4 protein-coding genes are annotated in these 11,864 nt (G+C 59.9%); all 4 read left to right on the plus strand.

Features of this window, described 5'->3' with window-relative positions:
* The first annotated feature begins 590 nt into the window (after window positions 1-590).
* The 4 genes from AACH06_RS29495 (at window position 591) to AACH06_RS29510 (ending at window position 11,189) form a co-directional block, all read left to right on the plus strand.
* Window positions 591-1,016 (plus strand): hypothetical protein, encoded by a 426-nt coding sequence (locus AACH06_RS29495; RefSeq protein WP_341429405.1) that lies wholly within the window; start codon window positions 591-593, stop codon window positions 1,014-1,016.
* A gap of 4,803 nt (window positions 1,017-5,819) precedes the next feature.
* A complete protein-coding gene (locus AACH06_RS29500) occupies window positions 5,820-6,359 on the plus strand; it encodes a hypothetical protein (RefSeq protein WP_341429406.1) in 540 nt (179 codons plus the stop codon).
* A 692-nt stretch (window positions 6,360-7,051) separates the two neighbouring features.
* Window positions 7,052-7,513 carry a hypothetical protein gene (locus AACH06_RS29505; RefSeq protein WP_341429407.1) on the plus strand — a complete coding sequence of 154 codons (462 nt, stop codon included), beginning with the start codon at window positions 7,052-7,054 and terminating at the stop codon, window positions 7,511-7,513.
* A gap of 2,941 nt (window positions 7,514-10,454) precedes the next feature.
* On the plus strand, window positions 10,455-11,189 hold the full coding sequence (locus AACH06_RS29510) for an AbiV family abortive infection protein (RefSeq protein ID WP_341429408.1): 735 nt from the start codon (window positions 10,455-10,457) through the stop codon (window positions 11,187-11,189).
* Window positions 11,190-11,864: the final 675 nt, after the last annotated feature.

Raw genomic sequence — 11,864 nt, forward strand, 5'->3', positions numbered from 1 at the left:
CTTCTCGTTGGGTTCTGGAAAGGAACGCTACTTTGTTCTGTCGCCGCGTGAAACCTAACCCCTCCGTCAAGGGGACTGGCCTGCGGCCAGCCCCTTACGTCGAACGTTAGGCATCAGAAGGCAGCAGGCTGGTGAAGTCTCAGCGACATGGCTACGGTTTCTGGGTGCCGGCTTCATCGTCAGCGTGGGCTGTCCGTCCTTCGGCGGCCAGCGCACGGTCGGCGGCGGCTCAAGCCGTATTCAAGTCGGCTTGGGCACATGTAGGTGGCCGCGGCATCACGCCACGGTCGCTTGAATCGCTCTCCCTGGTCACCGCCGGTGGTACTCTGTGGGCGATCTCTGCCAAGGCATGCATTCAGCGCTTTGCCGAGGCGGTTGGAATCCTTCGTCTCGGTCGGCCAGCGTCGTAGCACTTTTTATGCAAGCACTCTGCTTTGCCAGTCACTGCCTCGTCGGGCCACCGGGCTTCAAATACATGTCGGTTGTGGCATTGCGTTCCAGGCATCCCGGTGCTCTGGCCGCCGTGCCTAACCACTCCGTCAAGGGGACTGGCCTGCGGCCAGCCCCTTACGTCGAACGTTAGGCATCGCATGCATTTCAGAGCCATTGCCCTTTCCAAGTTTCCTGTTACCGCATTCGGTGCAATGCTGGCGGTGGCTGCATTGTTTCCCCTGTTCCTCATAGTTCTTTGCTTTGTTCTGCCCCAACTTGGCATTGTCATTGCGCTTCTCTGGGTACCCGCTCTCGCCCGCTTGTATCCGTACTTCTTTGCCGGAGATTGGGTCCACACCTCGCCAGTCGGAGTTCATCGCTACCTTGATTGGCCGTTTGCTTTGCCGTTGACGATAGTCCATTGGTTAGTTCTCTCTGCCGTCTTCGCGCTGCTCGCAAAGCGGCTACGAGGCGCAGCCCTAGTCGCTGCCGCAGGCGCCTTTCTTGTCATCGCTGGTGTGGCAACGCACTTTGCTTGCACCGCTGCGGGCATTCAGCTTCCTGTGCGGCAGCCACACTTGTGAGCAACCCAGCAATGCCTAACCCCTCAGTCAAGGGGACGTCCACAAGCGGGCTTCGCCCACTTGCGGCCACCCCTTACCTCGAACGTTAGGCATCAGAAGGCAGCGGGGCCGGTGAAGTCTCGGCGACGTGTCTGCGGCTTCTGGGTGCCTGCTTCATCCTCAGCGTGGGCTGTCCGTCCTTCGGCGGCCATCGCACGGGCCGTGGCGGCTCAAGCCGCATTCAAGTCTGCTTGGGCACATGTGGGTGGCCGTGGCAGCACTCCACGGTCGCTGGAAATCGCTCTCCCTGGTCACCGCCGGTGGTAATCTGTGGGCCAGCCCTGCCAAGGCAAGCTTTCAGCGCTTTGCCAACGCAGTTGAAATCCTTCGTCTCGTTGGGCCGGCGTCGTGGCATTTGTCGTGCAAGTCTCATGCTCCACCAAGGTATGCCGCGTATGGCTGCCGAGCATGAAATACATGTCGGTTGTGGCATTGCGTTCCAGGCATCTCGGCGCCCCGCTCGCTTTGCCTAACCGCTCCGTCAAGGGGACTGGCCTGCGGCCAGCCCCTTACGTCGAACGTTAGGCATCAGAAAGCAGCAGGTTGGTGAAGTCTCAGCGGCCTGTCCGAGCCTTCATTGGGGCAACTCAATCGTCGGCATGGGCTGTCCGTCCTCCGGCGGCCAGCGCGCGGTCCGCGCCGGTTCCAGCCGTATTCAAGTCGGCTTGGGCACATTGGGGGTGGCCGCAGCAGCACATCAAGGTCGCTAGAGTCGATCTCCTTGGTCACCGCCGGTGGTACTCTGTGGGACATTTCTGCCAAGGCAAGCTTGCAGCGCTTTGCCAAGGCAGTTCAAATCCTTCGTCTCGTCCGGCCAGCGTCGTAGCGCTTGTCATGCAAGCACTCTGCTTTGTCAGCTCCTGCGTCGTCTGGCCGACCGGTTTGAAATACATGTCGGTTGGGGCATTGCGTTCCAGGCGTCTCGGTGCTTCGGCCGCTTTGCCTAACCGCTCCGTCAAGGGGACCTGCCTACGGCAGGCCCCTTACGTCGAACGTTAGGCGTCGCCGAAGGATCGCAGTCATCCACCCGGAGTCGTAATTGGAATCGAATACAAGATCAAGTTCTGCGTTCCTGAAAGCTACGATCCGTCTGGCCTTTTCAAGAAGCTTCCAAGCCCAATCGATGGGCCCTCAATGACAGAGATCTACAACTTCAAAATTGAGCATGACGGTTTCCACTTCGTCGATCATCTCGTAAGTAACGAAGTAGCCTCAGTAGCCTTCAGGCGCTTTGTGAATGAGGCTTTGAGTCACGCTGAGTCAGTGCAAATCGTTGAGCCATGAAGATTTCCAAGGTCAGTTTGCAAACCCCGACGCCTAACCCCTCCGTCAAGGGGACCTGCCTTCGGCAGGCCCCTTACGTCGAACGTTAGGCATCAGAAGGCAGGAGCCTACTGGTGAGTCCAAAGCCGCCCATTCACGCTTGCCGGCTGCCGACTCCTTCGTCGGCATGGGCTGTCCGTCCTCCGGCGGCCAGCGCACGGACCGTGGCGGCTCCCGCCGTATTCCAGTCAGCTTGGGCACATGTCGGTGGCCGCGGCGGCACACCACGGTTGCTGGAATCGCTCTCCTTGGTCGGCGCCGGTGGTACGCTGTGGGCCATCTCTGCCAAGGCGTGTTTTCAGCGCTTTGCCCAGCCTGCTGAAATCCTTGGTCTCGCCTTGCCGGCGCCAAAGTACTTGTCATGCAAGCATCCTGCCTTATCAGCCCGCACCGCGTCTGGCAACCGCGCCTGAAATACATGTCGGTTGTGGCATTGCGTTCCGGGTGTTTCGGCACTCTACCCGCTCTGCCTAACCACTCCGTCAAGGGGACTGGCCTGCGGCCAGCCCTTTACGTCGAACGTTAGGCATCAGAAGGCAACAGGTTGGTGAAGGCACTGCGGCACGTCCGAGCCTTATGGGCGGCAACTCCCTCGTCAGCGTGGGCTGTCCGTCCTTCGGCGGCCAGCGGACGGGCCGTGGTGGCTCCAGCCGTATTCAAGTCAGCTTGGGCACATGTGGGCGGCCTCGGCAGCATGCCAAGGCCGCAAGTTGCTCTGCCTGGTCAGCGCCAGTGGTACTCTGTGGGTCACATCTGCCACGGCAAGCTTCCAGCGCTCTGCCAAGGTAGCTGAAATCCTTCGTCTTGTCCGGCCAGCGTCGTAGCACTTGTTATGCAAACGCTCTACTTTGCCAGTCACTTCCTCGTGGGGCCACCGGGCTTGAAATACATGTCGGTTGTAGCTTCGCGTTCCGGGCATCTCGCTGCTCTGGCCCCTTTGCCTAACCGCTCCGTCAAGGGGACCTGCCTGCGGCAGGCCCCTTACGTCGAACGTTAGGCATCAGAAGGCAGCAGGGCCGGTGAAGTCTCAGCGACATGTCTACGGTTTCTGGGTGCCAGCTTCATCGTCAGCGTGGGCTGTCCGTCCTCCGGCGGCCAGCGCACGGTCCGCGGCGGCTCCGGCCGTATTCAAGTCAGCCTGGGCACATGTGGGTGGCCGCAGCAGTACGCCACGGTCGCCGGAACCGCTCTCGTTGGTCACGGCCGGTGGTACTCTGTGGCCCATCTCTGCCAGAGCAAGCTTCCAGCGCTTTGCCAAGGTCGCTGAAATCCGTCGTCCCTGCCGCCCAGCGTCGTAGCACTTGTTATGCAAGTACTCTGTCCTTCCAGTCACTGCATCGTCTGGCTACCAGCCTTCAAATACATGCCGGTTGCGGCATTGCGTTCCGGGCATCTCGGTGCCCCACTCGCTTTGCCTAACCCCTCCGTCAAGGGGACTGGCCTGCGGCCAGCCCCTTACGTCGAACGTTAGGCGTCAAGTCATACGTCCTCCGATGCCCCGTAGTGAACCCATGTCAGACGATTCAGACGAAGTCCGGTTCGAACACGAAGCCGAGAAGCGCGATCCGATTCGACAGGTCGCCGCAATGCGTGACACGCTGGACGAGATCGAAATACACCTTCGGTACAGCCTTCCTCGCCTCAAGCTAATAGGATGGTTGATCGTGACTCTTCTGGCCCTGATTCTTTGGCGGGTTTGGCACTAGTGGACTTAAGCGTACCAAGCAAGGCGTTCGCCCACGCCAACGGTTCATCTCAAACACCCTAACATCAAAGGCTAGTGGCAGATTCCACCGCGAAGCCTAACCCCTCCGTCAAGGGGACTGGCCTGCGGCCAGCCCCTTACGTCGAACGTTAGGCATCAGAAAGCAGCAGGGCCGGTGAAGTCTCAGTGACATGTCCACGGTCTCTGGGTGCCAGCTTCATCGTCAGCGTGGGCTGTCCGTCCTTCGGCGGCCAGCGGACGGGCCGTGGCAGTTCCAGCCGTATTCAAGTCGGCTTGGGCACATGTGGGTGGCCGCTGCAGCATGCCAAGGTCCCAAGTTGATCTGCCTGGCCAGCTCCGGTGGTACTCTGTGGGCAATCTCTGCCAAGGCAAGCTTTCAGCGTTTTGCCGAGGCAGCTGAAGCCCTTCTTCTCTTCCGGCTAGCGTCGTAGTACTTGTGATGCAATCACTCTGCTTTGCCAGTCACGGCCTCGTCAGGCTGCCGGGTTTGAAATACATGTCGGTTGTGGCTCCGCGTTCCGGGCATCTCGGTGCTCCCACCGCTTTGCCTAACCGCTCCGTCAAGGGGACTGGCCTACGGCCAGCCCCTTACGTCGAACGTTAGGCCCTCCGGGAACAGCCGGCTTGCGCCACCTTGGTGCGTCGCGCAAAATATCCACCTATGACCACAACGTTTTCGCCTTCATCCCTACATCTGGATATCTATATCCACATGGGGAGTCCGGCGTTGACGTCTAAATCACGTTAGGCGTCTCATGGAAAGCGAAAGCCATCGTCGCTACGAACTATGGGTCGAGTCCGGCGTTTACTCGTTCTTTCCGACCGACAATGAGTCGGCTAGGTCGCTTCTGTCCCCCGAGGCGCGGCTACTTTGGTGGTGTTCCGCTTCGTCCTGGGAAGAGGCCATGTCACTCAAGGAACAGTTTCTAAGCTTTGCACATTGAGTTTCAGGTCTGCACATGCGCATCTTAGGTTCTCTTGCAATGTTTGCACTGGTCGTCGCCGCTCTTCGATACTTCGGGGGCGTAGGCATTTGGTGGGCTGTGGCGTTTGCAGCAATCGCCGCTGCCATTCCATTTACTCCGTTCTTCGAGTTTGGCGCAGATGACACTCCGTTCAATCCCGACGCCTAACCCCTCCGTCAAGGGGACGTCCACAAGCGGGCTTCGCCCACTTGCGGCCGCCCCTTACGTCGAACGTTAGGCCTCCAAGGGTCGGACAGAATTCGCCATGCTAAGGTGTCCTCATTGTCAGCAGCTCGGCCTCGCCTTTCGCGAGAAGATCTCCTCCACTCCTTGGTCGCCTGCAGCCTGCCGCTCGTGTGGTCTGTTGTCCTATGAGCGCCAAGCGATAACTGTTCTTTCATTGGTCACGGTCCAAGCTGCATTCGTTGCAGCTGCCGTGACTTCCATCCAGTTCTTGTCTTGGCTTCCTTGGTCTTGTTTTGCGCCTCTTGTTGCTGCTATTGCCGCGCTCCTTGCGCTATGGCCATCGGTCACATCAACAGCCGAAGAGGTCGCTCGCCAACGCCGCAATCGACAACGCCAACTATGGTTGGTTTTTTTCGTCTTCGTCGCCTTCATGGCATTCAAATACTTCAGGGTAGGCGCATGAAGTCTTCAATCACGTCCTTGGCTGATCCGAGGCCTAACCCCTCCGTCAAGGGGACCTGCCTTCGGCAGGCCCCTTACGTCGAACGTTAGGCCGCATTCAAGATGCAAACACTACCCGCCTACCTCAAGACGAAAAGTCTCGTTTCCGTTCGACGACGCGATGTCGACGACTTCGGAATTCAAGGCTTTCTGGTGGGCCTTTCCGACAACTTGGTGGCTCTCGAGTATCTTTGCGACTTCCAGCTTGATGGGCTCACTGTTCTACGTCGATCAGACATTACGGAAGTCAGGCGAACCGAAACCGATGAGTTTCAAGAGCGCCTCTTGAAACGCGAAGGCATTCAGGCTGGAACTCAGGCTCCTATGCCTTTGCAGTTGGAGGGGTGGAAGTCGCTGATTCAGCAGCTTTCTGATCACTACCCTCTCATGATTCTGGAGCGGGAGCTTGGCCCCTCCCCGGAGTTCGCGATTGGCCGCCCAATCAGAGCAACAGCGACTCAAGTTGAGTTTCACACCTTCACCGGTACCGGAAGGTGGTCAACCAAGACTGAGCGGCTAAAGTATGCGCAGATCACTTGTCTTCAAGTGAACACACGGTACTTGGGCTTCTACCAGAGGCACTTTGATCGCGATGCGGCCTAACCCCTCAGTCAAGGGGACGTCCACAAGCGGGCTTCGCCCACTTGCGGCCGCCCCTTACCTCGAACGTTAGGCCCTCCGGGAACAGCCGGCTTGCGCCACCTTGGTGCGTCGCGCAAAATATCCACCTATGACCACAACGTTTTCGCCTTCATCCCTACATCTGGATATCTATTTCCACATGTGGAGTCCAGCGTTGACGTCTAAATCACGTTAGGCATCAGAGGGCAGCAGGCGGGTGAGAGCGCAGCGGCATGGCCGGGCCTTCTGGGTGACAACTCAATCGTCGGCATGGGCTGTCCGTCCTTCGGCGGCCAGCGCACGGGCCGTGGCGGCTCCTGCCGTATTCTGGTCAGCGTGGGCACATGTGGGTAACCGCGGCAGCATGCCGAGGCTGCAAGTTGCCTTGTCTGGCCAGCGCCAGTGGTACTCTGTCGGCAATCGCTGCCACGGCGAGACCTCAGCGCTCTGCTGAGGCCGTTGAAATACCTCTTCTCTCCAGGCCAGCGTCGCAGCACTTGTCATGCAAGTCTTCTGTTCCACCAACGCACGACTCGCGTAGCCACCGGGCATGAAATACATGTCGGTTGTGGCATTGCGCTCCAGCCATCTCGGTGCTCTGGCCGCTTTGCCTAACCGCTCCGTCAAGGGGACCTGCCTGCGGCAGGCCCCTTACGTCGAACGTTAGGCATCACATGAGTGAGCGGTACGGCGAAATCGAGGTCATCCCGCCGGCGCTGGATTGGGCGCCGACGCAGCCGTCGATGCTCTTTAAGAGCGGAATACCCAATGCCAGTGAGGTTGCGTCTCAACTCATCTGGGCAGCAAAGCTGCTTGGGTCGAGTGACGCCGGGTTGCACATACTCAACGAGTGGTTTGTCGTGGCATCCGCAACCGATTGGGTCTCCGCAGCCGCTAAAGGGCCGGCAGAGTACGAACTGTTCGTCTACATGCGCTCCTTCCCAGAGGCAGGTCAGAATGAAATTCGACCAGAGTTTGTTGCAGCTGCGTTCTCGAAGGCGGTTGTCGTCCTAGGCCCAGCTGGCATACGGGTTGTGCGAGGACATGTAGAGGACAACGATCCGATACTTGAACATCTCAGCCGGGCGCCTGAGTGGAAGCGTGCTGTTGCATTCCGAGGCGTCGGCGATGCCTAACCCCTCCGTCAAGTGGACTGGCCTGCGGCCAGCCCCTTACGTCGAACGTTAGGCATCAGAAGGCAGCAGGGCCGGTGAAGTCTTAGCGACATTTCTACCGTTTCTGGGCGCCTGCTTCATCGTCGGCGTGGGCTGTCCGTCCTTCGGCGGCCAGCGCACGGACCGTGGCGGCTCCTGCCGTATTCCAGTCAGCTTGGGCACATGCGGGTGGCCGCGGCAGCACACCGCGGCTGCTGGAATCGCTCTCCTTGGTCGGCGCCGGTGGTACGCTGTGCGCCATCTCTGCCAAGGCGAGCTTTCTTCGCTTGGTGAAGGCAGCTGAAATCCCTTGTCTGGTCAGGTCAGCCTCGTGCTACTTTTCATGAAAGCACCTTGCTCCATCAGCGGTTGGCGCGCTTGGCAAGCTGTTAAGGAATACATACCGGTTCTGGCATTGCGTTCCAGGCATCTCGGTGCTCTGGCCGCTCTGCCTAACCCCTCCGTCAAGGGGACTGGCCTGCGGCCAGCCCCTTACGTCGAACGTTAGGCATCAGAAGTCAGGGGCTGACCGTTGTGTCCGAAGCAGCGTATCCACGAATGTCGGCTGCCTGCTTCATCGTCAGTGTGGGCTGTCCGTCCTTCGGCGGCCCGCGCACGTTCCGTGGCGGCTCCAGCCGTATTCAGGTCAGCTTGGGCACATATGGGTGGCCGCAGCAGCACACCACGCTCGCTGGAATTGCTCTTCCTTGTAACCGCCGGTGGTACTCTGTGGGCAATCTCTCGCTTCGGCGAGCTTTCAGCGCATTGCCGAGGTCGTTGAAATCCTTCGTCTCCTCCGGCCAGCGTCGTAGCACTTGTTATGCAAGCACTCTGCTTTGCCAGCCACTGGCTCGTCGGGCCACCGGGTTTGAAATACATGCCGGTGGCGGCATTGCGTTCCAGGCATCTCGGTGCCCTGGCCACCGTGCCTAACCGCTCCGTCAAGGGGACTGGCCTGCGGCCAGCCCCTTACGTCGAACGTTAGGCATCAGAAGGCAGCGGTCTGGTGAAGTCTCAGCGACATGTCAACGGCTTCTGGGTGCCGGCTTCATCGCCGGCGTGGGCTGTCCGTCCTTCGGCGGCCAGCGCACGGGCTGTGGCGACTCCAGCCGTATTCGAGTCAGCTTGGGCACAAGTCGGCGGCCGCAGTGGCACATCACGGTTGCTGGAATCACCCTCCTTGGTCACCGCCGGTGGTACTCTGTTGGCTATCTCTGCCACGGCAAGCTTTCACCGCTTTGCCGAGGTAGCTGAAGTCCTTCTTCTCTACCGGCCAGCGTCGTAGCACTTGTCATGCAAGCACTCTGCTTTGTCAGCCCCTGCGTCGTCTGGCTTCGGGGCTTGAAATACATGTCGGTTGTGGCATTGCGTTCCAGGCATCTCGTTGCTCTGGCCGCTCTGCCTAACCGCTCCGTCAAGGGGACTGGCCTGCGGCCAGCCCCTTACGTCGAACGTTAGCCGTCATATGCCAATCGTCGATGTCGAGTTGGTCTGTGCGAGCGTGCGAGACGCGCCGCCAGTCTCGGCAGCGGCTCTCGCATCAGCACTTGGCAACGTGTTCGGCAGCTCGCCGGGTCGCACGTGGGTACGAGTTCGCTTTCTGCCGTCATCTGCCTATGCAGAAAACGAGTGTGAGGTAGGCGCTGAGCAGTTGCCGGCCTTTGTCACGGTCCTTCAAGCCCATTGGCCGGTCGGCCAAGCATTCGCAGAGCAGGTCCGCCAAGTCACTCATGCAGTAGCCGGCTGCCTGTCGCTCCCGCCCGAGCGAGTGCATGTTCACTACGCGCCAGAGGCTGCAGGTCGGCAAGCCTTCGGCGGTAATCTGGTAAGTTGAGCCTTGTGGCCATCTTCGAGGCATCAGCCTCCGTGTTCAAGTCACCGCTCTCACCCGTCGTGACGGCTAACCCCTCCGTCAAGGGGACCTGCCTTCGGCAGGCCCCTTACGTCGAACGTTAGCCGTCAATCAAGATGCGCCGTTGCCCACACTGCGCTGCCAAGTCGTTGAAGCTGCTTCAGCTTGCTCGGTCTAGCGAAGAGCGCCCGGCCACCTGTAGCGCTTGCGGTCTACACAGTTTCGTCCCTGCCTGGGTTTTCGTTCCAGGTCTACTCATGTTCGAAGCGGCTACTTGGTCTGGTGTTGTGCTGGCGCTGTGGTTTGGAGCGAGCGTCCTATTTGTGGCGTCTATTGCCGCCGCCTCTCTGGTTGGTCTCATCCTCGTCGCGGCTTGTCCTCTGCGAATAGCTTCAATCAAATCCGCCGGGCTCCACTTTAGTGGCCCAGGGCCCTTCTATTCGGGCAACCCTTGAGCATCAAGTTCCGTTCTGTCAACCTCCGATCCATGAGCTCTCGGCCCTCTCACGCCGTGACGGCTAACCCCTCCGTCAAGGGGACGTCCCGCAAGCGGGCCGCCCCTTACGTCGAACGTTAGGCATCAGAAGGCAGCAGGTTGGTGAGGTCTCAGCGGCATGTCTGCGGTTTCTGGGTGCCAACTTCATCGTCGGCGTGGACTGTCCGTCCTTCGGCGGCCAGCGCACGGGCCGTGGCGACTCCAGCCGTATTCAAGTCAGCTTGGGCACATGTAGGTGGCCGCAGCAGCACGCCACAGTCGCTGGAATCGCTCTGCTTGGTCACCGCCGGTGGTACTCTGTGGCGATCTCTGCCAAGGCAAGCTTGCAACGCTTTGCCAAGGCAGTTGAATTCCTTCGTCTCGTCCGGCCGGCCGGCGTCATAGCATTTGTCATGCAAGTCTCTTGCTCCGCCAACGCGCGCCTGGCCTGCCTGCCAGGCATGAAATACATGTCGGTCGTGGCATCGCGTTCCAGGCATCTCGGTGCTCTGGCCGCTCTGCCTAACCGCTCCGTCAAGGGGACTGGCCTGCGGCCAGCCCCTTACGTCGAACGTTAGGCATCAACAAGGGGTGCCATGCCCATCAAAGATCGCGACTACGAGCTGACCGCGGACTTGCTCGGTCAATACCGAGATGCAGCACTGGCAAACGCTCAGTCGCTGCTGGAGGAGGCCGCCCTTCTGCTGGCTCACGGTCATCTAGCACGGGCGTATTTCCTGTCGGCGTCGAGTATTGAAGAGGCGGGAAAGGCTGTTCAAGCCTTTGAAGGGCTCGGTCGGAACCTGAGGGATCCCGCCGTTACCCACCGACTGAAGCTCTTGTTCGAGGATCACTCGCAAAAGGTCACCTATGCCTTTTCGCCTTGGCTGCAGGCTGCGCCCAACCTTCGCGAAGAGGTCATGGACTTCGTCAACATCATGGTCAACCTTGGCTTTGGGCGAGAGGCATCCATGTACACCGACATTCACGCCGAGCGGAGGATGGTGACAACTCCCCAAAGTCAAATCAGTCAGCGGTCTGCGGCTGATTGTGTTCGCCTCGCCGGCACCGTTCTTTCCTATGTCGGTCCACACGTTCGTCAGGCAAAGCCAAAGACCACAACCCGTGTGCAGGACGCCTTCTTTGCACTCAAACCGGCACTCTTCCAGAAGATGGCCAACACAGGTGACTTCTGGGAGTACTACATCTCACGCATGGAGTCGGGTGACATGGGTCTCGAATCGGCAGTCACCGACTACAACCAACACTATCTGTCAAAAGGGGTAGCGTTCAAGCCAACCTCGAACCCGTCAAATGACGCCGATGCCTAACCCCTCCGTCAAGGGGACCTGCCTTCGGCAGGCCCCTTACGTCGAACGTTAGCCGTCTGAGGGAGGCGAAGTGCAAAGTCGGTGCGAAGCCTTTTTGGCCACCTCGGCGCAGCGCTCCGGCCGTCACGCTCTCCGTCCAAGGTCGCAACAGGCTTCGCCTGCTGCTCATGTCGCCACGGTCGTCCTGAACTGGTGCCTCCTGTCAAGCCGCGTCAAGCGTGCGGCGCGGTGCCGAACGAGTCTGCCCCACGCCACACCCTTGCCGCTTGGTGGCATGGCCCGCGGTCGTGAGCTTGGTTGTTCATCGGATGAGGAATACCAAAGACATCTTGGCAGTCATCTTGTGAGGCCAAGGTCGCCGTGCCTGGTCAGCGGGTCAGAAACAGCCCTTCGTTCGGCGCCGCGGCCCGGCGAGCAAGATGAGGCTGTTCAATGTCTTCGGCGCCTGGCCAGCCAAGTGAAACAGCCGGGCCAGCGGTGGCACACTGCATCAAACGCTGGCTTGCTCAATGCACAGCCGGCTAACCCCTCCGTCAAGGGGACTGGCCTGCGGCCAGCCCCTTACGTCGAACGTTAGGCATCAGAAGGCAGCAGGCTTGTGAAGTCTCAGCGACATGTCATCGGTTTCTGGGGGCCGGCTTCATCGTCGGCGTGGGCTGTCCGTCCTTCGGCGGC

This window comes from Ideonella lacteola (assembly GCF_038066555.1).
Lineage (GTDB): Bacteria > Pseudomonadota > Gammaproteobacteria > Burkholderiales > Burkholderiaceae_C > Ideonella > Ideonella lacteola.